Here is a 25,037-nt window from a genome sequence, read left to right as displayed (position 1 = left end):
CACAATCGTACATATTTCTTACACAGTGAAGTGGTAGACCATGCTGATCCCCTCCAAATTAAGTCGTCCAGTACGTCTGGAAAATACAGTGGTCCGCGACCGTCTGTTGAAGAAGTTATCAACGGCCAATAATTATCGAGTTGCACTGGTAACCAGCCCGGCGGGTTATGGAAAAACGACCCTGGTTTCTCAGTGGGCGGCGGGGAAAAATGAGTTAGGTTGGTATTCTCTTGATGAGGGTGATAACCAACAAGAACGTTTTGCCAGCTATTTGATAGCGGCCATTCAGCAAGCGACTTCTGGCCATTGCGTGACCAGCGAAGTCATGGTGCAAAAACGCCAATACTCGAGCTTAACCGCCCTGTTCGCCCAACTGTTTATCGAAATGGTGGAGTGGCATCGCCCCCTGTATTTGGTCATTGATGATTACCATCTCATTACCAACCCAGTCATTCATGAAGCGATGCGCTTTTTCATTCGCCATCAGCCAGAAAATCTGACGCTGCTCGTGATGTCGCGTAATTTGCCACAACTGGGTATCGCCAATTTACGCGTGCGTGACCAACTGCTGGAAATCGGCAGCCAACAACTCGCTTTTACACACCTTGAAGCGAAACAATTTTTCGACCATCGGCTCAATTCACCTCTCGAGAATACCGAGAGCAACAGCCTGTGTGATGATGTCGCCGGTTGGGCGACTGCGCTGCAACTCATCGCGCTTTCCGCACGCCAGAACAGTAACTCCTCAGCACAACACTCAGCACGCCGGCTTTCCGGCATCAACGCCAGCCATTTATCTGACTATCTGGCCGATGAAGTGCTGGATAATGTTGACGCACAAACGCGTAATTTCCTGCTGCGTAGCTCGATTCTGCGCTCAATGAATGACGCGCTGATTGTCCGTGTCACCGGTGAAGAAAACGGCCAAATGCGCCTTGAAGAGACCGAACGCCAGGGGCTATTTATTCAGCGCATGGATGACAGCGGCGAATGGTTCCGTTTTCACCCGTTGTTTGGCAATTTTTTACGCCAACGTTGCCAGTGGGAACTGGCGACCGAACTCCCGGAAATCCATCGTGCGGCAGCGGAAAGCTGGATGGCGCAGGGTTTCCCAAGCGAAGCTATTCACCACGCACTGGCCGCAGGCGACGCAACCCTACTGCGCGATATCCTACTTAATCACGCCTGGGCACTCTTTAATCACAGCGAATTAACCCTGCTGGAAGAGTCATTAAAAGCATTGCCGTGGACCAGTTTGCTGGAGAATCCGAAGCTTGTATTACTTCAGGCCTGGCTGATGCAAAGCCAGCATCGCTACAGTGAGGTCAACACGCTGCTGGCCCGTGCTGAGCAGGAAATGAATGTCGTGATGGACGAAACCATGCACGGCGAATTCAATGCGTTACGCGCTCAGGTTGCGATTAACGATGGCAACCCGGATGAGGCCGAACGGCTGGCAATGATCGCGCTCGATGTGCTGCCGCTGGCCAGTTTCTACAGCCGTATTGTCGCGACATCGGTGCATGGCGAAGTACTACACTGCAAAGGCGATCTCACCAAATCGCTTTCTGTGATGCAGCAAACTGAACAAATGGCACGCCGCCATGACATGTGGCATTACGCACTATGGGGCTTATGCCAACAGAGCGAAATTTTACTGGCGCAGGGTTTCCTCCAGTCAGCATGGGAAGCGCAACAGAAGGCCTTTACGCTGATTGAAGAGCAACACCTTGAGCAACTCCCGCTGCACGAATTTTTACTGCGTATTCGTGCGCAGTTGCTGTGGGCGTGGTCGCGGCTCGACGAAGCCGAAGCGACAACGCGTATGGGTCTGGAAGTGCTTTCCGGTTACCAGCCACAGCAGCAATTACAGTGCCTTGCGTTGTTAGTGCAATGTTCACTGGCGCGCGGCGATCTGGATAACGCCCGTAATCACTTGAACCGTCTGGAAAACTTGCTGGGGAATGGTGCATTCCACAGCGATTGGGTGTCCAACGCCGACAAAGTGCGCGTGATTTACTGGCAAATGACCGGTGATAAACAATCCGCCGCCAACTGGCTACGTCTGACGCCAAAACCCGAGTTTGCCAATAATCACTTCCTGCAAGGCCAATGGCGTAACATCGCACGAGCACAGATTTTGCTAAGCGACTTTGAGCCAGCCGAAATGGTACTGGAAGAGCTAAATGAGAATGCCCGCAGCCTGCGCTTGATGAGCGATCTCAACCGCAATCTGTTACTGCTCAACCAACTTTACTGGCAGGCAGGCCGCAAGAGTGATGCGCAACGCGTATTGTTGGAAGCGCTGGCACTGGCCAACCGCACCGGGTTTATCAGCCACTTTGTGATTGAGGGAGAAGCTATGGCGCAACAACTACGCCAGCTGATTCAACTCAACACGCTGCCGGAACTGGATCAGCATCGTGCGCAACGCATTTTGCGTGAGATTAACCAGCATCATCGCCACAAGTTCGCCCATTTCGATGAGAACTTTGTTAACCGTTTATTGACGCATCCTGAAGTGCCGGAGCTGATTCGCACCAGTCCGTTGACGCAACGCGAATGGCAAGTGTTGGGGCTTATCTATTCGGGCTACAGCAATGAGCAAATCGCGGGTGAGTTGGATGTTGCGGCCACCACGATTAAAACGCACATTCGAAATTTGTATCAGAAGTTGGGCGTGACGCACCGCCAGGATGCGGTGCTACACGCACAGAAATTGCTGAAGATGATGGGGTACGGCGTTTAATTTTCATGCTCTGGCTTTTTTCCTGTGGGGATGCTTTTTGTCCCCAATTATCTTTTTCGCCACATTAGCGAATGTACTTATTTACTCTGTGAATCTGAATGTTCTCAGCATACGTATTTATTATTAATTAATTGATAAATAATGCTTATTTAAAACCCACCTCAGCTATTCACCCGCAATATTGACACCTGTCACAGAACAAAACCTCCAAACCGCTTACTTCTTTCCCTCGCATTTCGTGATGTTTTTATTTCATCCGTTTTCTCTGTAACAAGGATCGTTTTATGTCACTCAATGGATTACGTTTCACCCTCGATGTCGACGGTCTGGGGCCCGAGAGCTTCGCGGTTGTGAACTTTAGTCTGGCCCAGCATTATTCCTTCCCGTTTGTGCTCGAGGTTGATGTTGCCAGCGACGTTTTCCGGCTGACAGCGGAAAGGGTGCTGGAGAAAAACGCCACACTGACCATCTGGCAGGGGGATACGCCGCAGCGTTATGTCACGGGCGTCATTTCCACCTTCGGCATGAAAGAAAACACCGGCTGGCAGATGTTGTACCGTTTCACTATCCATCCTCCCCTGTGGCGCGCAGGCCTGCGCCAGAACTTCCGTATTTTCCAGCAGCAGGATATCCAGACCATAACGGCTACTTTGCTTAACGAAAATGGCATCACGGCATGGACGCCGCTATTCTGGGATGACCATCCGGCGCGGGAATTCTGCGTGCAGTATGGGGAAAGCGACCTGGCATTCTTGTCACGTCTGTGGGCTGAAGAGGGTATTTTCTTCTTTGACAAACCTTCCCCGGACGGTGCAAGCCAGACATTAACGCTGTGTGATGATAAGGCTGGCCTGGCCCGGGCTGAAAACCCTCTACCATTTAACCCGAACACCCGCGAAGTCACCGATGAGTGTATCAGCGTGTTTCGCTATGAAGCCTGCATCAGCCACTCATCGGTATTAAGCCGGGACTACACCTTTAAAATACCCGACTGGCCGGGTTTCTATGACCACGATGCCAGACATCTCAACGGCCAGCGCTCGCAATATAAAATCTTTAATTATCCGGGGCGTTATAAAGACGAACAGCACGGCAAAGATTTTACCCGCTACCGCATGGATGGCCTGCGTAACGATGCTGAAAAAGCCAGCGGCTCGGCCAATACACCAAAATTGTGGCCCGGCGTGTGCTTTACGCTGACCAGACATCCGCAGGAAAATATGAACCGCAAATGGCAGGTGGTTCGCAGCCTGCTTGTGGGAGAACAACCACAGGCGCTGCATGGTAGCCAGCGTCGTGGAACCACACTCAGCAACCAGTTTGAAGTGATACCCGCTGACCGCACCTGGCGCTCTACGCCCCTGCCGAGGCCAAAAGTGGACGGCCCACAGAGCGCGGTGGTCACTGGCCCGCCAGGAGAAGAAATCTTTTGCGATGAGTACGGGCGTATTCGCGTCAAATTTATCTGGGACCGTTATCACGGCACCACCGAAGACAGCTCCTGCTGGATTCGTGTCTCCCAGGCGTGGGCAGGCACCGGATTTGGCAACCTCGCCATCCCGCGCGTCGGCCAGGAAGTGATTGTTGATTTTCTGCATGGTGACCCGGACCAGCCAATAGTGATGGGGCGTGCTTATCACGAAGACAACCGCTCGCCAGGCGACCTGCCGGGCACCAAAACCCAGATGACCATCCGCTCAAAAACCTACAAAGGCAGCGGGTTTAACGAACTGAAATTCGATGATGCGACCGGCAAAGAGCAGGTCTATATCCATGCGCAAAAGAACATGGACACCGAAGTGCTCAATAACCGCACCACGGATGTAAAAGTCGATCACAGCGAAACCATCGGTAATAACCAGAAGGTCACCGTGGGGCTGGGGCAGACAGTGACTGTCGGTAAAGAAAATGCGGGCGGCCATGACCAGAAAATAACAGTGGCCCACGACCGCAACATCACGGTACGCAACAACCAGACCCTGAAAGTGAAAAACGATCGCATGGTCAGCATTAGCCACGACGACGGACTGTATGTGGCAAATGACCGGAAAGTGACGGTGGAGGGGGATCAGCACCAAAAAACGACCGGTAATCACGTCAGCCTGGTGGAAGGGATACACAGCCTTGAGGTCAAGGGTGACCTGGTGCAGAAAGTCAGCGGGGCACTGGGCATTAAAGTTCAGGGTCCACTCGTGCTGGAAAGCAGCAGCCAGATCAGCCTGAAAGTGGGCGCGTCGTTTGTTGCGATACATGCGGGTGGCGTGGACATCATGGGGCCGATGATCAATCTCAACAGTGGTGGCAGTGCGGGGACGCCGGTGCAGACGCTGAAGCCGAGTGTATTGAAAGCGCTGACGGACGATGATTCAGACTCTGAATTCGATGAACAGTTTTTGCTTCAGGATGATCAGGGAGAACCTATTCCATTTCAAAAATATAAGATAACAACTCGTAGCGGGGTGATTTATCGAGGAATGACTGATCAGAGAGGAAAAACAGAGCGCATAACAACATCTGAAGCAGAAGAAATTACTTTTGAATATGATCTTGATGATTTGGAGTAAGTATTATGACATTGACAAATAATATAAGTACCACAAATACAATCTCGGGCAGCACTCAAAAAGTAACTGGGAAATATAGATATACTCAATCTATTGATAATACTGGGTGGCTTTGGGTAAAAATCGAACCAGATACAGTAAATTCAGTTAAAAAACTTTTATGTGATTTCACGAAAGTGTTACTTCTTAAAGAAGAAGCAGGGCGAACATTTTTTACTATTCTGGAAGGGGTTTACGCTAAAAAAAATGCAAGCATGTCGACAAAAAACGCCAAGAAATGCTTAGTGAGTATTAAGCGTTCTTCTGGTGCAATTATCACAGTAACTAAATCTGGTAGGCAGCTGCTTGTATCCGTTCCAAGGAATAATGATCGTCACAACCAATTAGTCTCTACACTCAAATTTAATGGAGACTCGGCTACTATTACATTAGATTCTGAAGTTGATTATATTGAATCTAATCGTAATAGTCCGAACAATGGGAAATTAATGCATTCATCGCCTTTACCTAAAGGTCGGTATAGGATTTTATCGCCTTCCTATCCTAAAAATAGCAAGATGACAAGTTTCTACAGAACAAATCCCGGAGGATTCCCAAATTTGAAATATGATACAGTTTGGTTTCCTATTGAATACCCTGGCAATTATAATAGTAGCTTTGTTCATGTTGGACATTTATCTGAAGGTTGCGTCACAATTTATCAATTAAATAAATGGAATGCTATATATGAATATTTAATCAGCAACCGTTCAGACAAGGAAGGGAAATATGTTGGCACGCTCATCATTAATTAGTTTTTTTTCAGTGATGTTTTTTTCTTCGGTGGTTTTATCCGAACCAAGCGAAACATTTTTAAGTAAGTTTCGTTCAACAGATAGTACACACGGACTTTATGAAATAAATAAGGAGGCCATTAAATTTATTAATACAGAAAATAATCGACTAGGTATTCACAGGAGAAGTTTAGAGCCTAATTTTAAAATATCAGTTCCCAGATGTGAAACCCCTCTGAAAACAGGCTGGACTCCACAGAGTTATGGGCTGGGTAAATATTCAGTTGCAGTGTATTGTAACAAGACTGTTAGCGGGAGTTATGAAAAAAAATGGCGAGTGGACGTTCCAACAGCTCCTTGAGACGCCCCCCCATGAAGAGTCATGTGAGGTGTATTTATTGCAATTGGTGTATCATGTAAATAACAATGGCATTTAGTATGGGTATTATTACTGGATAAGCACAATTCAAATAATAATTCTAAAAATGATAGAAATTTGAATTTTCCAGTCAATCAATATAGTGAAAGAATTTTTGCAACGCTAATTTTTAATAATAACGGTTTTCAACATGGTAATGGCGAAATGTATGATGCCTTATTAGATCAAAGTCCCGCTCTTACGACCAGGACTTTGTCGGCAATTTGAGGCTCTCAAAAGAGCCTCAAATCTTCTCAAGATGCTAACGATAACTTCTCTTTACCGACACGCTTTCCCAGCCATTGGGCGACACGTGCTTGCTGTTCTTTCGTCAACCACATTCCTAATTTGGTACGACGCCAGAGTGCATCATCCACACCACGTACCCACTCATGCTCAACCAGGTAGCGCAGTTCTGCTTCGTAAAACTCATGACCAAAGTCTTCGCCCAAATCACTGACGCTGGTCGCCCCCGCCAGAATCAAATCGCTGTTGCTGCCGTAAGTCCGTGAGAAACGACGCGCCAGGCTTTCACTCAGGAAAGTGAAGCGGCGGCGCAATTGCGCGGCATAATCATCGCGATCGCCCTGAATATCGCCACCTGGCAAGGTGCAGCCTTTAGTCCAGGCTGGCCCCATTTTCGGGTAGTAGCCTTTCAGCTTATCCAACGCATGTTCTGCCAGCTTGCGGTAAGTCGTGAGCTTGCCACCAAACACCGACAGCAATGGAGCTTTCCCGTGCTCATCATGAATATCGAGCGTGTAATCACGCGTGATGGCTTGCGGGGAATCGGACTCATCATCACAGAGCGGACGGACACCCGAATAGGTCCAGACGATATCGTCACGGCTCAGCGTCTTTTTAAAGTGCGCGTTATACGCATTCAGCAGGTAATTGATTTCGTTGTCGTCGATGTGGACATCTTTCGGATCGCCCTGATATTCCACATCAGTAGTACCAATAATTGAGAACTCATCCATCCACGGAATAACAAACACGATGCGCTTATCTTCGTTTTGCAGAATATAAGCCTGCTTCTGATTGTGTACGCGTGGCACCACAATATGGCTGCCTTTAATCAGGCGGATTCCGTATGGCGAAGGCAGCTGCAGGCCATCGTCAAAGAAGTTTTTCACCCATGGGCCGGTCGCATTCACAAGGCCACGCGCACGCCAGCTGAATGTTTCGCCGGTTTCACTGTCTCGCGCTTCGACAATCCATAAACCGTTTTCACGCCAGGCACGCGTTGCGCGAGTGCGGGTTTTCACCTCGCCACCTTCACGCGTCACCATTTGCGCGTTCGCTAAGACCAGGCGCGCATCGTCAACCCAGCAGTCGGAATATTCGAAACCGCGCACAATACTTGATTTGAGTACAGAGTCTGCGCCAAAACGCAAACCAGTGGACGCAGGCAAACTGGTACGTTTACCGAGGTGGTCGTACATAAACAAACCGATGCGAATCATCCACGCCGGGCGAAGATGGGGGCGGTGTGGCAGACGAAAACGCATCGGGAAAGCAATGTGGGGAGCCATGTTCAGCAACACTTCGCGCTCGGCTAATGCTTCACTCACCAGTCGAAACTCGTAATGCTCAAGGTAGCGCAAGCCACCGTGGATCAATTTCGAGCTGTTAGAAGACGTGGCACTCGCCAGATCCTGAGCTTCAAGCATCAACACGGATAAACCACGGCCTGCGGCGTCAGCGGCGATTCCTGCCCCATTTATTCCTCCGCCAATCACAATCAGATCTTTAGTTTCCATGTCACCCTCACACGCTTTCGTTAAAGTTCAAATATGTTCGTTATCGCTCATACTAGCAAGTCTACGCGCGCTTTGTAACGAAAAAAAAACATTTCTGCGTGATATGGATAACATAATGACGTTAATATCAGCGGGCAGAGGGCTGATTCCCTTAATATGGCACAAGCCAATTGAATAAAGTGACGAGCAAATCCATGGAAACTTTTGAGTGTATTGGTGTGGAAGAAGCGCACCAGAAGTTGCAGCAAAAAATGGCAGTATTGGTTGATATCCGCGACCCGCAGAGCTTTGCGATGGGCCATACGCCAGGCGCATTCCACCTGACAAACGATCGTCTGGTGGCATTTATGCAGCAAACCGATTTTGACACGCCGGTGATGGTGATGTGCTATCACGGCAACAGCAGCAAAGGGGCTGCGCAGTATCTGCTGCAACAAGGCTACGACCATGTTTATAGCGTCGATGGCGGTTTTGACGCATGGCATCGTCATTTCCCTGCTGAAGTGGCACACGGCGCCGTTTAATGAGTCAGGAAATCACGGTGTTGCAGGTATAATGCTCTTTTTTGCTTAGAGCGGGTTAAACCTTATGATCATGATTACCTCGTTTGCCAACCCGCGAGTCGCGCAGGCATTTGTCGACTATATGGCGACGCAGGGCGTTATCCTCGCAATTCAACAACACGAGCAGAGTGATGTCTGGCTGGCAAATGACAGCCAGGAATCCCGCGTACGTGCCGAGCTTGAACAATTCCTTGCCAATCCTGGCGACCCACGTTATCTGGCTGCAAGCTGGAATACCGGCCAAACAGGCAGCGGCTTGCACTACCAACGCTATCCTTTCCTCGCGACGATTCGGGAGAAAGCAGGCCCGTTCACGATGGCCATCATGGCGGCCTGCGTGCTGGTGTATTTAATGATGCAAGTCATGGGCGACCGGGCCGTTATGGTGTGGTTAGCCTGGCCGTATAAAGACAGCTTGCACTACGAGTTATGGCGCTATTTCAGCCACGCATTAATGCACTTCTCGATTATGCATATCGCTTTCAACTTGCTGTGGTGGTGGTATCTCGGCGGCCCGGTAGAAAAGCGCCTGGGTAGCGGAAAACTGATCACCCTGACGCTGGTTTCTGCCCTTCTAAGCGGCTTCGTGCAGGCAAAATTCGGTGGCCCACTTTTTGGTGGTTTATCGGGCGTGGTTTACGCATTAATGGGTTATGTCTGGTTGCGTGGCGAACGTGACCCGGACAGTGGCATCTATATGCAGCGCGGTCTTTTAGCCTTTGCGGTTCTCTGGATTGTGATAGGATTTTTCGATGTTTTAGGAATGTCGATCGCCAACGCCGCTCACATTACCGGCCTGGTTGTTGGTCTTGCAATGGCGCTGGTTGATACTTTGCATGCGCGAAAACGAACATAGCATTTCAGGAGAATAAAACAGCGTGAAGCAAACACAACGTCATGATGCGATTGTCGAACTGGTTAAAAAACAGGGTTATGTCAGCACCGAAGAGTTAGTCGAAGAGTTTGCTGTTAGCCCACAAACGATTCGTCGCGATCTGAACGATCTGGCCGACCAGAACCTGATCATGCGCCATCACGGTGGCGCTGCGTTACCGTCCAGTTCCGTGAATACACCGTGGCACGATCGTAAAGCCACACAGACTGCGGAAAAAGAGCGCATCGCGCAGAAGGTTGCCAGCCAGATCCCGAACGGTGCCACACTGTTTATTGATATCGGCACCACACCAGAAGCGGTGGCGCATGCTCTGCTCAATCACAGCAATTTGCGGGTCGTGACCAATAACCTGAACGTGGCGAACACGCTCAAGGTGAAAGAGGATTTCCGTATTATTCTGGCGGGTGGCGAATTACGCAGCCGCGACGGTGGAATTATCGGCGAGGCGACACTCGATTTTATCTCTCAGTTCAGACTGGATTTCGGCATCCTGGGGATCAGCGGCATCGACGGCGACGGCTCGTTACTGGAGTTTGATTACCACGAAGTTCGCACCAAACGCGCGATTATTGAAAACTCACGTTGTGTGATGCTGGTTGTCGATCACTCTAAATTTGGTCGTAATGCGATGGTGAATCTGGGCAGCATTGCTCTGGTGGATGCGGTCTATACCGATATCATTCCGCCAGCAGGTGTGATGCAGGTGATTGCCGAGAATAATGTGCAACTGGAGTTGTGCTAAACCCACCCTCACCCCGGCCCTCTCCCTGATGGAGAGGGGGAAAACCCGCCCGGAAAAACCTGTCCAGTTCCCTCTCCTTCAAGGAGAGGGTTAGGGTGAGGATGGTTTCAGAACTTACAACCGCACCGGCTTAATATGCCAAATCTCATCGGCGTACTCCTGAATCGTCCTGTCAGACGAGAAATAACCCATGTTGGCGATATTGTGCATGGTGCGAATCGTCCACTCTTCTGGCTGGCGATACAGTTCGTCGACCTTATCCTGACAGTCCACATAACTGCGATAATCTGCCAGCACCTGATAGTGGTCACCAAAGTTAATCAGTGAGTCCAGCAGGTCACGATAACGTGTTGGCTCCCCAGGGCTGAACGTTCCGGTGCCAATTTGCGTCAGCACCTGGTGCAACTCCTCATCACTTTCATAATATTCCCGTGGCTTATAGCCTTGGCGCCGCAACGCTTCGACCTCGTCCGCGGTATTACCAAAGATGAAGATATTCTCTGCCCCAACGTGCTCCAGCATTTCAACGTTTGCCCCGTCGAGCGTACCGATGGTCAGCGCGCCGTTAAGGCCAAACTTCATGTTACTGGTGCCGGACGCTTCGGTTCCCGCTAACGAAATTTGCTCAGAAAGATCCGCCGCCGGAATAATGATCTGCGCAAGACTGACGCTGTAGTTCGGGATGAAGACCACTTTCAAACGATCTTTCACTACCGGATCATTGTTGATCACCGCCGCCACATCATTGATGAGATGAATGATGTGTTTCGCCATGTAGTACGCCGACGCCGCTTTACCCGCGAAGATGTTCACACGCGGCACCCAATCGGCTGTCGGGTCGGCCTTAATGCGGTTATAGCGCGTAATCACATGCAGCACATTCATCAATTGGCGTTTGTACTCGTGAATACGTTTGATTTGTACATCAAACAACGCATTCGGGTTTACCACCACGTTCAGATGTTGGCCGATGTAACTGGCCAGGCGCTTCTTGTTAGCCAGTTTCGCCTTTCGCACATCCTGATTCACCGTCGGGTAATCGATGTGCTGCTTCAGTTCGTTTAACTGGCTGAGATCGGTACGCCAGGTGCGGCCAATATTCTCATCCAGCACATCAGAAAGAGGTGGATTCGCCAGCGCCAACCAGCGACGTGGAGTCACACCATTGGTTTTATTGCAAAAGCGCATCGGGAAGATAGCGGCAAAATCGGCAAACAACGACTGCACCATCAGGTTGGAGTGCAGCTCCGAAACGCCGTTGACTTTATGGCTGGCCACAACCGCAAGCCACGCCATACGAACTTTGCGACCGTTGGATTCATCAATAATCGAAGTGCGCCCCAGCAAAGCGGTATCGTTCGGATACTGCTCCTGCAAGGTCTTGAGGAAATAGTCGTTAATCTCAAAGATAATCTGCAAATGACGCGGCAGAATTTTACCCAGCATATCCACAGGCCAGGTTTCCAGCGCTTCGCTCATCAGCGTGTGGTTGGTATACGAAAAGACCTGGCAGGTCACTTCGAAGGCGTCTTCCCAACTGAATTTATGCTCGTCGATTAACAAGTGCATCAGCTCAGGAATCGCTAACACCGGGTGCGTATCATTGAGGTGAATGGCGATTTTATCCGCCAGATTGTCATAGGTTTTATGCAGCTGATAATGGCGGCTAAGAATGTCCTGTACGGTCGAGGACACCAGGAAATACTCCTGACGCAAACGCAGTTCTCGCCCTGAATAGGTCGAGTCATCCGGATACAGTACCCGTGATACGTTTTCTGAATGGTTCTTATCTTCTACCGCCGCGAAATAGTCGCCCTGGTTAAATTTACCCAGGTTAATTTCGCTACTCGCCTGGGCATTCCACAAGCGCAGTGTGTTAGTGGCATCGGTATCGTAACCCGGGATTATCTGGTCATACGCTACGGCCAGAATCTCTTCGGTTTCTACCCAACGGAATTTTTTAGCTTCCATTTGCACGCGCCCGCCAAAGCGCACTTTGTAGCGCGTATTGTGGCGCTTGAACTCCCACGGGTTACCGTACTCGAGCCAGTAATCCGGGGACTCTTTCTGACGGCCATCAACAATGTTTTGTTTAAACATGCCGTAGTCGTAACGAATGCCGTAACCACGACCCGGCAAACCGAGTGTCGCTAATGAATCGAGGAAACAGGCGGCGAGACGACCTAGCCCGCCATTGCCGAGGCCGGGGTCGTTCTCTTCGTCAATCAACTCTTCAAGATCCAGCCCCATCTCTTCCAGCGCGTTTTTGACATCTTCATAAATGCCTAAGGAAAGCAGCGCGTTAGAGAGTGTGCGACCAATCAAAAACTCCATCGACAGGTAATAAACCTGACGAACTTCCTGGGAAAGCTGAGCTCGGTTGGAGCGCAACCAGCGCTCAACCAGCCTGTCACGAACCGCAAATAATGTGGCGTTCAGCCATTCATGCTTGTTTGCTATGGCGGGGTCCTTCCCAACCGTGAACATCAGCTTATAGGCTATTGAGTGCTTTAAAGCCTCAATACTCAGCGTGGGTGATGCATAAGAAAAGGGTGCGTTCATATCAGTGATTCCTGGTGGATGGCTACAGCAAACGTTGGTACAGATCGCGGTAGGAATGCGCCGCCACCTGCCAGCTAAAATCCATGCCCATCGCCTGACGTTGCACAAATCTCCACAACGACGGGCGGGACCACAACACGAAGGCACGCCTAATCGCTCTTAGCAGCGACCAGGCATTACTGTCCTCGAACACAAATCCACTGGCGATACCGTCAGCCAGGTTTTCCAGCGAACTATCAGAAACCGTATCTGCAAGCCCGCCCGTGCGCCGCACCAGCGGCAAAGTGCCATACTTCAGGCCATACAATTGCGTTAGACCACACGGTTCAAAACGGCTTGGCACCAGTATCACGTCAGCCCCACCCATAATCCGGTGCGAGAACGCTTCGTGATAACCGATTTGAACGCCCACTTGCCCTGGATGCTCTGCAGCAGCCGCAAGGAAACCTTCTTGCATCACTGGGTCGCCCGCCCCCAGTAACGCCAATTGCCCGCCTTGCTCGAGTAAACCCGGCAACGCCTCCAGCACTAAATCCAAACCTTTCTGGCTGGTTAAACGGCTCACCACCGCAAACAGCGGCGCTTTGTCGTTAACTTTCAGCCCCATTGCCACCTGCAACTGGCGTTTGTTCTCCGCCTTTTCTTCCAGAGTGTCGCGGGTGTAACGAGACGCCAGAAGTACGTCGTGTGCCGGGTCCCAAATTTTTTCGTCCACGCCATTGAGGATGCCGGACAACCGCCCCTCACGGTGACGCTGACGTAAAAGCCCTTCCATGCCGTACGCAAATTGCGGTTCGGTTATCTCTCGAGCGTACGTCGGGCTGACCGCCGTAATATGATCAGCATAATAAAGACCCGCTTTCAAGTACGAAATTTGACCATTAAACTCCAGGCCATTCATATCGTAGAACGACCACGGCAGTTCAATTTCACTCATATGATGGGCGTAAAACATCCCCTGATAGGCCAGGTTATGCACGGTAAATACCGACTTTGCCGGACGCCCACGCGCTTCCAGATAGGCTGGCACCAGGCCCGCATGCCAGTCATGTGCATGCACAATATCCGGATGCCAGAAGGGATCCAGGCCACATGCCATCTCGGCACCGACCCACCCTAAAAGGGCAAATCGGAGCACGTTGTCGACGTAAGCGAACTGATTGGTATCGTGATACGGACTGCCCGGGCGGTCATATAAATGCGGAGCGTCAATGAGGTAAATCCCCACGCCGTTGAAGTGGCCATATAACAAAGTCATATGACCCGCGAAGGTGTCACGGTGTGCAACAACCTGCGCATCAACGATGCCACGACGGATGTCAGGGAAAGCGGGTAGCAAGACTCGCGTCTCAACGCCACCTGCGATTTGTGCTGCTGGTAGCGCACCAATCACATCCGCCAGGCCACCCGTTTTCAGCAGTGGAAAAATTTCAGAACATACATGTAAGACCTGCATTATCGCTCCCGTATGGAAAGTCGTGGCGCTCTATTTAATTAAAATTCAGGCACGCCAAACGATAAAAATACTACGCGCAGCACACGCCACGCGTGGGTCAATCCTGTTTAACCTGGCAACCTGGCTAGCATCTCTCGCGTCACCAAAACAATGCCTTCTTCTGAACGGTAGAAACGGCGTGCATCTTCTTCGGCGTTTTCCCCAACGACCATGCCCTCAGGAATGACGCAAGCACGGTCGATAATGCAACGACGCAAACGGCAAGAGCGGCCGACCTGAACATCAGGGAGCAATACTGACGAGTCAATGTTGCAAAACGAGTTAATGCGCACACGCGGGAAAAGCACCGACTGAACCACAACCGAACCCGAAATAATGCAGCCGCCAGACACCAAAGAATTCAGCGTCATGCCGTGGCTACCCGAGCGGTCCTGCACAAATTTAGCCGGAGGCAAGGGCTCCATATGGGTTCGGATTGGCCATTCCTGGTCGTACATATCCAACTCTGGCGTCACCGAGGCCAGATCCAGGTTAGCTTTCCAGTAGGCTTCCAACGTCCCCACATCACGCCAGTACGGCTCTGCATTTGGGTCAGACTGTACGCAAGAAAGTGGGAATGGATGGGCGAAGGCCACGCCTGATTTCATGACATTAGGAATGATGTCTTTCCCAAAATCATGGCTTGAGGACTCGTCTTTGTCGTCAGCTTCCAGCAATTCGTAGAGGTAATCTGCATCGAAAACGTAGATCCCCATGCTGGCGAGCGCTTTGCTATCGTCACCTGGCATCGAAGGAGGATTAGCCGGTTTTTCAACGAATTCAATGATTTTCTCTTCGCTATCAACCGCCATCACACCAAATGCTGAGGCTTCATGCAGCGGCACAGGCATACATGCCACCGTACAGCGCGCGCCTTTTTCCACATGGTCAATCAACATGCGCGAGTAGTCTTGCTTGTAGATATGGTCACCCGCGAGGATCACCACATACTCCGCTTTGTAACGACGGATAATATCGAGGTTTTGCGTGACGGCATCAGCCGTTCCGCGATACCAGTTTTCACCGTGTACACGCTGCTGAGCCGGGAGCAAATCAACAAACTCGTTCATCTCTTCACTGAAGAATGACCAGCCACGCTGAATATGTTGCACCAGCGTATGTGACTGATATTGGGTTATCACGCCGATGCGGCGAATACCCGAGTTAATGCAGTTCGACAGTGCAAAATCGATAATACGAAACTTGCCACCAAAGTGGACAGCAGGTTTGGCGCGCGTTGACGTTAAATCTTTCAATCGGGAACCGCGCCCACCAGCCAGAATTAGGGCAACAGCTTTATTTGGCAATTGTCTTGCCAGCATCAGAGGATCGTTCTTATCAAGCCTAACCATGACTGACTCCTTTTTTATGATTTCTGGAATACGCAGACTCCGTGCGCTGGACCATGCCATACAGCCAACACCACCGGGTTGTCCTCACCGGCAAACGGAGGAATGGCACGCCACTCCCCTTCAGGTAGTACGATGTCAGCCACTTCTTCGGTAGCATTAATCGTGATGAGCCAACGTTCAGAAAGCTGGATTTGAAGGCGATGAATCCCGTTTTCCCACTCGTCAGTACTCAGAGGCTGAGCCTCTTTATTCCACCAACGGACATTGCCATCTCCTTCCTCCCACCAGACGTTTTGCGTTAAAGCCGGAATCGTCTTGCGTAGATGAATCAATGCCGCGGTAAATGTGGTTAAGCCATCGTTACAGTGTTCCCAGTCAAGCCAGGTCAATTGGTTGTCCTGACAATAGGCATTATTGTTGCCGTATTGACTATGACCGTGTTCGTCACCCGCCAAAAGCATTGGCGTACCCTGAGAAAGCAGTAACAATGTCAGCAACGCATGGACGCTGTCGCGCCGCCGTTCTTTGATAAAAAGCGAAGCTTCCAGCCCTTCGAAGCCGTAGTTATTACTGTAGTTATTGTTGGTGCCATCACGGTTGTCTTCACCGTTAGCTTCATTATGTTTTTGGTTGAAGCTGACACAATCGCGCAGCGTAAAGCCGTCGTGGGCAGTGATTAAATTGATGCTGGTGGATGGCTTGCGATCTCCACGACGATAGACATCGCTGGAGCCAGCAAAGCGGCAAGCAAATCCCCCTAACGACAGATCCTGTCGTAACCAGAATCGCCGTATGCCATCACGAAAATGATCGTTCCACTCGGCAAATAACGGCGGGAAGTTGCCAACCTGATATCCACCCGCACCGATGTCCCACGGTTCCGCAATTAGCTTTATCTGCGACAAAACCGGATCGTTTTTGATCGCTTCAAAAAACGGGGCATCCTGACGGAATTCCGGTGTGCGTCCCATCACTGAGGCTAAATCGAAGCGAAAACCGTCGATATGACAGCTATCGACCCAATAACGCAGGCAATCCATCATCTGAGCGACCACACCAGGCGTGCTCAAATTTAAGGTGTTACCGCAACCCGTCCAGTTCTGGTAATCACCGTTTTCCATTAACCAATAATAGCTACGGTTGTCGATTCCGCTCAGCGAGAGGGTTGGACCGTCGCGATCCAGTTCAGCACTGTGGTTGAGTACGATATCGAGGATCACCTCAATACCCGCTTCGTGTAGCGCTTTTACAGCGCCACGAAGTTCATTGGCCGCTGCCATGGGATCTTGATTCACCGCGTAGTAACCTTCAGCGGCATACAACGAACGGGGGTTATAGCCCCAATAGTTGCTTAACCCTAAATGGGCGATACGCGGCTCAGTGACAAAATGCGCCACCGGCATCAGCTCCAGCGCCGTAATGCCCAGGCGTTTGAAGTAGTTGATCATCACCGGATGGCCGAGTGCTGCGTAGGTACCGCGAAGTTCTGCAGGGATCTCCGGGTGAAGCAGCGTCAGACCGCGAACATTGGCTTCATAAATAACCGTATCGCCCCACGGGGTATGCGGCAGTTCGTCGTCTTCCCAGTCAAATTTATCCTGAACCACCACGCACTTCGCCATATGCGGGGCGCTGTCTTCGAGGTTCGGTTCGTCGTAACCACCGTGCAGATGAGGATGGTAGTCCGTCCCACCCACCACCACGCGAGCACAGGGATCTAACAGCAGTTTTGCCGGGTTGAAACGATGCCCATTTTGCGGCTCCCACGGGCCGTGTACACGGTAACCGTATTTCAGGCCCGGTTTGGCGTTGGGCAAATACCCGTGCCAGATGTCGCCGGTTCGCACGGGTAAATCGTAACGTTGCTCGTGGCCGTGTTCGTCGAACACGCACAGTTCGACTTTATGGGCGTTGGCAGAAAACAGGGTGAAATTCACCCCTTTCCCGTCGTAGAACGAACCGTAGGGCGTGGAGTTCCCAGCGCTGAGTAGCGTCATTCAGCCTCCCGCACCAACCAGATGGTAGAAAGCGGTGGCAACGTCAGGCTCAGCGAGTGCTCTCTTCCATGGCTTGGGATCGCATCACTGTGAACCGACCCGCTATTTCCGGTATTGCTGCCGTGATAGTGCATGGAGTCAGTATTGAGCTCTTCGCGCCAGCGGCCTGGTTGGTTAATGCCGAACCGATAGTGGTAACGCGGCACGGGTGTAAAGTTGCTGGCGACAATGATTTCATTGCCCTTCGAATCGCGGCGCACGAAGATAAACACCGAGTTAACGTTGTCTTCAACCACCAGCCACTCGAAACCGTAGCTGTCAAAATCCAGCTCATGCATTGCGGCATGATGGCGATATGTCCGGTTCAAATCACGAACCAGCCGTTTCACGCCGTGGTGCCAGTTGTCGCCGCCTTCCAGCAAGTGCCAGTCGAGGCTGCTGTCGTGGTTCCACTCCCGCCCTTGAGCAAACTCGTTGCCCATAAACAGCAATTTCTTACCGGGGAACGCCCACATCCAGCCGTAGTAAGCGCGCAGGTTGGCAAATTTTTGCCATGCGTCGCCAGGCATGCGGTCGAGAATAGATTTTTTACCGTGCACAACTTCATCGTGCGACAACGGCAAAACAAAGTTTTCGGTGCTGTTGTACAGCATGCCGAAGGTCATTTTGTCGTGGTGATACTGGCGATGCACCGGATCGAGTTTCATGTAATCGAGCGTGTCGTGCATCCAGCCCAGATTCCATTTAAACCAGAACCCCAATCCGCCCATTGAAGCTGGGCGCGACACGCCTGCAAAGTCAGTCGACTCTTCCGCCATCGTCACCGCACCCGGCGTCTGTTCGCCAATAATGCGGTTGGTGTTACGCAAGAATTCGATAGCCTCGAGGTTTTCACGCCCGCCTTTATCGTTCGGGATCCACTCGCCTGGCTGGCGGCTGTAATCGCGGTAAATCATCGACGCCACGGCATCTACACGCAAACCATCAATGCCGAAACGCTCAATCCAGTACAGCCCGTTGCCGACCAGATAGTTACTGACTTCACGCCGCCCGTAGTTGTAAATCAGCGTGTTCCAGTCCTGGTGATAGCCTTCTCGAGGGTCGCCGTGTTCGTACAAAGACGTGCCATCGAATTTCGCAAGGCCCGCGTCGTCCGTCGGGAAATGCCCAGGCACCCAGTCCAACAGCACATTCAGGCCCGCTGCATGTGCGGCATTAATGAAATAGCGGAAATCGTCACGCGTGCCGAAGCGGCGCGTCGGCGCATACATCCCTTGTGGCTGGTAGCCCCAACTGCCATCGAACGGGTGCTCGTTAATCGGCAGTAATTCGAGGTGCGTAAAGCCCATCTCTTTCACGTATGGCACCAGTTGATCTGCCAGTTCGCGGTAACTGAGCCAGAAATTATTGTCGGTATGACGACGCCAGGAACCGAGATGCACTTCGTAAATTGAAATCGGTTGATCGAACCCGTTGGCGCGTTGACGCGCAGGACTCAGCGTGGTTTTTTCAGGCAGGCCACAAATCAGCGACGCTGTTTCTGGACGCATTTGGGACTCAAACGCGTACGGGTCAGCCTTAAGACGCAAATGCCCTTCGGTATCAATCAGTTCGAATTTGTATAACTGCCCAGGATGAGCACCGGGAATGAAAAGCTCCCAGATCCCGCTTTCGCGGCGCAAACGCATCGGGTGGCGGCGACCATCCCAATAGTTAAACTGGCCGACGACCGAGACACGGCGGGCGTTAGGCGCCCAAACGGAGAAACGTGTGCCGGTCACGCCATCCATTGTGTCGGCGTGAGCACCGAGTGTTTCGTAAGGACGCAAATGCGTGCCTTCGGACAATAACCAGCTATCCACTTCCTGGATTAACGGCCCAAAGCGGTAGGGATCATCAATAAGATTTTCATGGCCATGCCACATGACAGCCAGCTGATAACGGAAAGGATTTTTACGTCGGGGGATAACCCCACAAAAGAAACCACGTGAATCAATGCACTCTAACTTACCGACTTTACCTCCCGTTTTTGGTTCGATAACCCACACTTCAGTGGCATCAGGTAACAGGGCACGAACTTCCAGCCCAGCTTCTGTTTTATGCATTCCCAGCAAGGAAAAAGGATCAGCAAAATGACCCGCAATTAGCGCATTTATCACGTCTTTTTCTGGATGAACAGACATGGATTTCGTCCTGTTTTTTTTGTCTCATCCCAGCGCTACGCTTACGCGCCCGGAGAACGTTATCATTGACCCAACAGGCAGCGTAAATGAACTCCTGTAAGCTGCTCCGCCCAACAACCCATCACGACAGTTATCACTGTCCTGAATAAAGCATAGCCAACGCGCTGTTTTACTCCCGATAAAATAAAAGAATGTCTTACATCCCATGTATGACGCGAAAAAAAAGGGGCTGCAATGCCCCTCTTGTAAATAAGTGTACTTATGCGAGCAGGCGCAACATTCTACGTAACGGTTCTGCAGCACCCCACAGAAGCTGATCACCCACGGTGAACGCTGAAAGGAATTCAGGGCCCATGTTGAGTTTACGCAGACGGCCAACTGGCGTGGTCAATGTGCCGGTCACAGCCGCAGGAGTGAGTTCACGCAGGGTGATGTCACGATCGTTTGGCACCACTTTTGCCCACTCGTTATGCCCGGCAAGCATCGCTTCAATGGTTGGCAGCGAGACATCTTTTTTCAGTTTGATGGTGAACGCCTGGCTGTGGCAGCGTAATGCGCCAACACGGACGCACAGGCCATCAACCGGGATAATGCTGCCAGTATTCAGGATCTTGTTGGTTTCAGCCTGGCCTTTCCACTCTTCGCGGGTTTGGCCGTTATCGAGCTGCTTGTCGATCCACGGGATCAGGCTTCCCGCCAATGGCACGCCAAAGTTATCCGTTGGCAGGCTGCCGCTACGGGTCAAATCAGTCACTTTGCGTTCGATATCCAGAATGGCGGAAGCAGGATCGGCCAGTTCAGCCGCAACGTGATTATGCAATTGTCCCATCTGGCTTAGCAGTTCACGCATATGGCGCGCACCGCCGCCGGATGCTGCCTGGTAAGTCGCAACAGACACCCAATCAACCAGGTCGTTTGCGAACAGGCCGCCAAGAGACATCAGCATCAGGCTGACCGTACAGTTGCCGCCAACAAAGGTTTTCACGCCGTTGTTCAGACCTTCCTGAATAACATGTTGGTTAATCGGGTCGAGGATAATAATCGCGTCATCTTTCATACGCAGAGAAGAAGCCGCGTCAATCCAGTAACCTTGCCAGCCGCTTTCACGAAGCTTTGGATAGATTTCGTTGGTATAATCGCCGCCCTGGCAGGTAATGATAATATCCAGCGCCTTCAATGCTTCCAGGTCATATGCGTCTTGCAGCGTGCCATTGTTCTGGCCTGCAAAAGACGGAGCCGCGAGGCCTAACTGGGAAGTAGAGAAGAAAACCGGACGAATGGCGTCAAAATCACGTTCCTCAACCATGCGTTGCATGAGAACGGAACCGACCATACCGCGCCAACCGATAAAACCAACATTTTTCATAGCGACTAATCCTGCGGGGGTTTGCATTGTGTGCGTTAATTGGAATTACCGTCCACATTACAAAATGCTGTCAAAGTCGCAAGTGAAATTAATCAATGATCTGCAACCTATTAGAAATACAGCTTATTAGAGACAACTATTCATGACCGAAATTATTTCTGCGGCAGTATTGTTAATCCTGATTATGGACCCGTTAGGTAATCTGCCGATCTTTATGTCAGTGCTCAAGCATACTGAACCGAAGCGTCGCCGGGCGATCATGATCCGCGAGCTGCTTATTGCGCTGATAATCATGCTGATTTTTTTATTCGCTGGGGAAAAAATCCTCGCGTTTCTCAACCTGCGCACGGAAAGCGTCTCGATTTCCGGCGGGATAATTCTGTTCCTGATTGCGATTAAAATGATTTTCCCAAGCCATGAAGGGAACGCTTCTGGCCTGCCTGCTGGTGAAGAACCGTTTATCGTGCCGCTGGCGATCCCGCTGGTTGCCGGGCCAACGTTACTGGCAACATTAATGCTGTTATCGCACCAGTATCCGAATCAGATGGGGCATTTAGTCATCGCGCTGTTGCTGGCATGGGGTGGAACCGTGGCGATTTTGCTGCAATCGTCGTTATTCCTGCGTTTGCTGGGCGAAAAAGGCGTGAACGCGCTGGAACGCTTGATGGGCCTGGTGTTAGTCATGTTGGCAACCCAAATGTTCCTCGACGGCCTTCGGGTTTGGATGAAAGGTTAAATTTATAAACACTGATTGAATTCCCTCTCCCTCAGGGAGAGGGTTAGGGTGAGGGTGAAAAATCCCCCTCATCCCAACCCCCAGACACAAAGAAAAGCCCCTATTAAAGCTCGATAACCAACCCCGCCTCGCGCGAATCCGGCGTCACAACCACGCCAAACTCGCCCGCCGCACCTTTACCTTGCTTCACGCCTTTCACGTTGCCGATATTGCGCAGACACAGCGTCCAGTCTTTTGCCTGCCCGTCGCCCTGCACCGTCAGCGTATTCCCTTCGCGCTTAACCTTTAGCGTATAAATAACCGAACCGTCTGCTGCCGGGACTTCGCAGATAGCTTCGCGGCCATCATCCAGATTAAACAACTGGAAGGCGGTGCCTTCATGCCATGCGTAATCCGGTTTTTGATCGTTGTTGCCCAACGCCAGCAGCGTGTTGTCACGCACATACACCGGCAAGCTCAGGAAATCATGCTGCTGTTTGTGCCAGCGGCTGCCCTGCGCTTCATGATTAGTGAGCAGATGCGTCCAGCGGCCTTCTGGCAAATAGAACTGCACATCACCCGCTTCACTGAACACCGGCGCAACCATCACCGAATCACCCAACATATATTGGCGGTCAAGATAATCGCAGCCCGGATCGTCCGGGAACTCCAGCATCATAGAACGCATCATCGGCGTACCAAACTCTGCGGCCTGTGCTGCCTGGCGGTACAAATACGGCATCATGCGTGATTTCAGCTGCGTGAAGTGGCGCACCACCTCGCATGCTTCGTCATCGTACGCCCATGGCACACGGTAGGATTTGCTGCCGTGCAGGCGGCTGTGGCTGGAGAGCAGCCCGAACGCGCACCAACGTTTGTAGACATGCGCAGGCGCGGTGTTTTCGAAGCCGCCGATATCGTGGCTCCAGAAACCAAAACCGGACATCCCCAGCGACAACCCGCCGCGCAGGCTTTCCGCCATCGATTCATAGTTGGCGTAGCAGTCGCCGCCCCAGTGAACCGGGAATTGTTGTGCACCGACAGACGCTGAACGGGCGAACAACACCGCTTCTTCGTCGCCGAGTTCCTGCTTCAACACATTCCACACCAGTTCGTTATAGATGAACGCATAATGGTTGTGCATTTTCTGCGGGTCGGACCCGTCATGCCAGACCACATCCGTTGGGATGCGCTCACCAAAGTCGGTTTTGAAACAATCCACGCCCATGCGCACCAGGCGTTTCAGATGTCCTGCATACCATTCGCACGCCGCCGGATTGGTGAAATCAACAATCCCCTGCCCTGGCTGCCATTTATCCCACTGCCACACCGCGCCGTTCGGGCGTTTGAGCAGATAACCTTTTTCCATTCCCTCACGGAACAGCGGAGATTTTTGGCCAATATACGGGTTAATCCACACACAGATTTTCAGGCCACGCGCTTTCAGGCGTCTCAGCATCCCTTCCGGGTCAGGGAAGGTCACCGGGTCCCACTCAAAATCACACCACTGGAAAGCCTTCATCCAGAAACAATCGAAGTGGAAAACGTGCAGCGGCAGATTGCGCTCGGCCATACCGTCGATAAAGCTGTTAACGGTCGCTTCATCGTAATTCGTCGTAAATGACGTGGTGAGCCACAAACCGAATGACCAAGCAGGCGGCAACGCTGGGCGGCCTGTGAAGCGGGTGTAACGGTCTAGCACCGCTTTCGGCGTTGGGCCGTCTATCACGAAGTATTCGAGGTATTCGCCTTCTACGCTGAACTGCACTTTGGAGACTTTTTCGGAGCCGACTTCAAAGGAGACACATTCCGGATGATTCACCAACACGCCGTAGCCACGGTTAGTGAGATAGAACGGGATGTTTTTGTAGGATTGTTCGGTACTGGTGCCGCCATCGCGGTTCCAGGTTTCCACCGTCTGGCCATTTTTCACCAGCGCAGTGAAACGTTCGCCGAGGCCATACACCGTTTCGCCCACGCCTAAATCCAGGCGCTCGAACATGTGCGTATTGCCGTGGTTTGCGTCCTGCACGTAGCCGTTATTTTTGAACGCACTACCGGTGATGCGCACGCCGTCGCGCAGGAAATCCAGCGCCCAGTCGTTGCCCTTTGTGACTCGCACACTCAGGTTGCCGCTTTTCAACTCAGCGAACTCAGCCGTGTTTTGCATCGTCACGTTCACGTCATGGAGAACATTCAGCGGATAATGCGGACCGTTATTCACCGCGCCCTGGAAGTGTTCAATCCGCACCCCGACAATACCTTCCTGCGGCGAGAAGAAGCGCAGCGTAAACAGAGGCGTATCGAGCTGATTGCCCCGTTCGCTGACATCTTTCGTGCCTGCATACACCACCATTTCGTTGCCGTTCTGCTCCACGTCAAACACCTGAATCGGGTGAATCAACGTAAGTCCAGGCTGGATCAGCCAGTTACCGTCACTAATTTTCATTATGCAGTCCTTACAATGCTGGAATTTTTTGGAAACGGCGTGGACGCAGTGTTGATAACCCACCAGAGCGGTACGCCAGGCAAAAATGAGCGTGAAATTCAATATCAACGGTTGTAAAGCATCTGGCAGAGGGTCGGAATTCTAATTTCTGGTTATCAGATTACGTTTCTTGATAAGTGTGAGCGGAGTCGCTCTCTTCGCAGGCTAAGAGTCAAGGAGAGTCTGTTTTTCGTGCGGTTTGATTGATCTGGCTAATAGTTTCTGAGAAATCATAGGGGAAAGAGGAAAGCATTGTTTGGTAAGGGGGAAAAACTCGGTATACTGCGCACCGCCTCCATGTAGCAATCGAGGCTAGGAAGATCGTCGTCTCCGGTGAGGCGGCTGGACTTCAACTCCAGTTGGTGCCGCCAGCGGTGCCGGGCAGGTTCGACTCCTGTGATCTTCCGCCATT

General features: G+C 51.4%; 16 protein-coding genes and 1 tRNA gene. 9 read left to right on the top strand and 8 right to left on the bottom strand.

From position 1 onward, the window contains the following. Nucleotides 1–40: 40 nt before the first annotated feature. The 4 genes from malT to OH773_RS01335 all read left to right on the top strand — a co-directional run bounded on the left by malT (nt 41) and on the right by OH773_RS01335 (nt 6,447). On the top strand, nt 41–2,749 hold the full coding sequence (gene malT, locus OH773_RS01350) for an HTH-type transcriptional regulator MalT (RefSeq protein ID WP_270142361.1): 2,709 nt from the start codon (nt 41–43) through the stop codon (nt 2,747–2,749). Nucleotides 2,750–3,033: 284 nt separating this feature from the next. Then, nucleotides 3,034–5,313: a type VI secretion system Vgr family protein gene (locus OH773_RS01345; RefSeq protein ID WP_270142359.1), complete on the top strand. Its 2,280-nt coding sequence runs from the start codon at nt 3,034–3,036 to the stop codon at nt 5,311–5,313. 5 nt (nt 5,314–5,318) lie between these two features. Further along, entirely contained in the window at nt 5,319–6,107 is a 789-nt protein-coding gene (locus OH773_RS01340) for a hypothetical protein (RefSeq protein WP_270142357.1), read from the top strand. Further along, the gene (locus OH773_RS01335; RefSeq protein WP_270142355.1) at nt 6,082–6,447 is read left to right on the top strand and encodes a hypothetical protein; all 366 of its coding nucleotides are present in this window, start codon (nt 6,082–6,084) and stop codon (nt 6,445–6,447) included. The genes OH773_RS01340 and OH773_RS01335 overlap by 26 nt, the downstream gene beginning before the upstream one ends. A 311-nt stretch (nt 6,448–6,758) precedes the next feature. Here OH773_RS01335 and glpD read toward each other — a convergent pair whose 3' ends face one another. Continuing rightward, nucleotides 6,759–8,267 carry a glycerol-3-phosphate dehydrogenase gene (gene glpD / locus OH773_RS01330; protein WP_270142353.1) on the bottom strand — a complete coding sequence of 503 codons (1,509 nt, stop codon included), beginning with the start codon at nt 8,265–8,267 and terminating at the stop codon, nt 6,759–6,761. 194 nt (nt 8,268–8,461) lie between these two features. Between glpD and glpE the strand changes: the two genes are divergently transcribed. The 3 genes from glpE (at nt 8,462) to OH773_RS01315 (ending at nt 10,467) form a co-directional block, all read left to right on the top strand. Next, nucleotides 8,462–8,791 (top strand): thiosulfate sulfurtransferase GlpE, encoded by a 330-nt coding sequence (gene glpE, locus OH773_RS01325; RefSeq protein ID WP_270142351.1) that lies wholly within the window; start codon nt 8,462–8,464, stop codon nt 8,789–8,791. Between the two features lie 64 nt (nt 8,792–8,855). Further along, nucleotides 8,856–9,686, top strand: coding sequence for a rhomboid family intramembrane serine protease GlpG (glpG, locus tag OH773_RS01320; RefSeq protein WP_270142349.1), 831 nt, complete (start codon nt 8,856–8,858; stop codon nt 9,684–9,686). Between the two features lie 22 nt (nt 9,687–9,708). After that, nucleotides 9,709–10,467 (top strand): DeoR/GlpR family transcriptional regulator, encoded by a 759-nt coding sequence (locus OH773_RS01315; protein WP_183272285.1) that lies wholly within the window; start codon nt 9,709–9,711, stop codon nt 10,465–10,467. Between the two features lie 114 nt (nt 10,468–10,581). Here the strand turns inward: OH773_RS01315 and glgP are convergent, their stop codons facing one another. The 6 genes from glgP to asd form a co-directional block, all read right to left on the bottom strand. Further along, nucleotides 10,582–13,029, bottom strand: coding sequence for a glycogen phosphorylase (gene glgP, locus OH773_RS01310; protein ID WP_270142346.1), 2,448 nt, complete (start codon nt 13,027–13,029; stop codon nt 10,582–10,584). A 22-nt stretch (nt 13,030–13,051) separates the two neighbouring features. Further along, entirely contained in the window at nt 13,052–14,485 is a 1,434-nt protein-coding gene (gene glgA / locus OH773_RS01305; RefSeq protein ID WP_270142344.1) for a glycogen synthase GlgA, read from the bottom strand. Nucleotides 14,486–14,592: 107 nt separating this feature from the next. Next, a complete protein-coding gene (gene glgC / locus OH773_RS01300; RefSeq protein ID WP_270142342.1) occupies nt 14,593–15,876 on the bottom strand; it encodes a glucose-1-phosphate adenylyltransferase in 1,284 nt (427 codons plus the stop codon). Between the two features lie 14 nt (nt 15,877–15,890). Further along, a complete protein-coding gene (glgX, locus tag OH773_RS01295) occupies nt 15,891–17,873 on the bottom strand; it encodes a glycogen debranching protein GlgX (protein ID WP_270142339.1) in 1,983 nt (660 codons plus the stop codon). Further along, a complete protein-coding gene (gene glgB, locus OH773_RS01290; RefSeq protein WP_270142337.1) occupies nt 17,870–20,056 on the bottom strand; it encodes a 1,4-alpha-glucan branching enzyme in 2,187 nt (728 codons plus the stop codon). The genes glgX and glgB overlap by 4 nt, the downstream gene beginning before the upstream one ends. 259 nt (nt 20,057–20,315) lie before the next feature. Then, nucleotides 20,316–21,422 (bottom strand): aspartate-semialdehyde dehydrogenase, encoded by a 1,107-nt coding sequence (asd, locus tag OH773_RS01285; RefSeq protein WP_183272279.1) that lies wholly within the window; start codon nt 21,420–21,422, stop codon nt 20,316–20,318. Nucleotides 21,423–21,564: 142 nt separating this feature from the next. Between asd and OH773_RS01280 the strand changes: the two genes are divergently transcribed. Then, entirely contained in the window at nt 21,565–22,158 is a 594-nt protein-coding gene (locus OH773_RS01280; protein WP_034499233.1) for a YhgN family NAAT transporter, read from the top strand. Between the two features lie 103 nt (nt 22,159–22,261). Here the strand turns inward: OH773_RS01280 and yicI are convergent, their stop codons facing one another. Continuing rightward, the gene (gene yicI, locus OH773_RS01275) at nt 22,262–24,586 is read right to left on the bottom strand and encodes an alpha-xylosidase (RefSeq protein ID WP_270142334.1); all 2,325 of its coding nucleotides are present in this window, start codon (nt 24,584–24,586) and stop codon (nt 22,262–22,264) included. 354 nt (nt 24,587–24,940) lie between these two features. Here yicI and OH773_RS01270 point away from each other — a divergent pair. Beyond that, nucleotides 24,941–25,035 (top strand) — tRNA-Sec (locus OH773_RS01270). The last annotated feature ends 2 nt before the right edge of the window (nt 25,036–25,037 follow it).

Origin of the sequence: Buttiauxella sp. WJP83 (genome assembly GCF_027594725.1) — a bacterium.
GTDB classification, from domain to species: Bacteria; Pseudomonadota; Gammaproteobacteria; order Enterobacterales; family Enterobacteriaceae; genus Buttiauxella; species Buttiauxella selenatireducens.
Note: the sequence above shows the minus strand (reverse complement) of the source record. Positions and strands in the feature narration are given on the sequence as shown.

Coding starts and splice junctions, on each gene's coding strand:
- malT (WP_270142361.1), top strand. CDS start 41: ATGCTGATCCCCTCCAAATTAAGTCGTCCAGTACGTCTGGAAAATACA.
- OH773_RS01345 (WP_270142359.1), top strand. CDS start 3,034: ATGTCACTCAATGGATTACGTTTCACCCTCGATGTCGACGGTCTGGGG.
- OH773_RS01340 (WP_270142357.1), top strand. CDS start 5,319: ATGACATTGACAAATAATATAAGTACCACAAATACAATCTCGGGCAGC.
- OH773_RS01335 (WP_270142355.1), top strand. CDS start 6,082: ATGTTGGCACGCTCATCATTAATTAGTTTTTTTTCAGTGATGTTTTTT.
- glpD (WP_270142353.1), bottom strand. CDS start 8,267: ATGGAAACTAAAGATCTGATTGTGATTGGCGGAGGAATAAATGGGGCA.
- glpE (WP_270142351.1), top strand. CDS start 8,462: ATGGAAACTTTTGAGTGTATTGGTGTGGAAGAAGCGCACCAGAAGTTG.
- glpG (WP_270142349.1), top strand. CDS start 8,856: ATGATCATGATTACCTCGTTTGCCAACCCGCGAGTCGCGCAGGCATTT.
- glgP (WP_270142346.1), bottom strand. CDS start 13,029: ATGAACGCACCCTTTTCTTATGCATCACCCACGCTGAGTATTGAGGCT.
- glgA (WP_270142344.1), bottom strand. CDS start 14,485: ATGCAGGTCTTACATGTATGTTCTGAAATTTTTCCACTGCTGAAAACG.
- glgC (WP_270142342.1), bottom strand. CDS start 15,876: ATGGTTAGGCTTGATAAGAACGATCCTCTGATGCTGGCAAGACAATTG.
- glgX (WP_270142339.1), bottom strand. CDS start 17,873: ATGACGCTACTCAGCGCTGGGAACTCCACGCCCTACGGTTCGTTCTAC.
- glgB (WP_270142337.1), bottom strand. CDS start 20,056: ATGTCTGTTCATCCAGAAAAAGACGTGATAAATGCGCTAATTGCGGGT.
- asd (WP_183272279.1), bottom strand. CDS start 21,422: ATGAAAAATGTTGGTTTTATCGGTTGGCGCGGTATGGTCGGTTCCGTT.
- OH773_RS01280 (WP_034499233.1), top strand. CDS start 21,565: ATGACCGAAATTATTTCTGCGGCAGTATTGTTAATCCTGATTATGGAC.
- yicI (WP_270142334.1), bottom strand. CDS start 24,586: ATGAAAATTAGTGACGGTAACTGGCTGATCCAGCCTGGACTTACGTTG.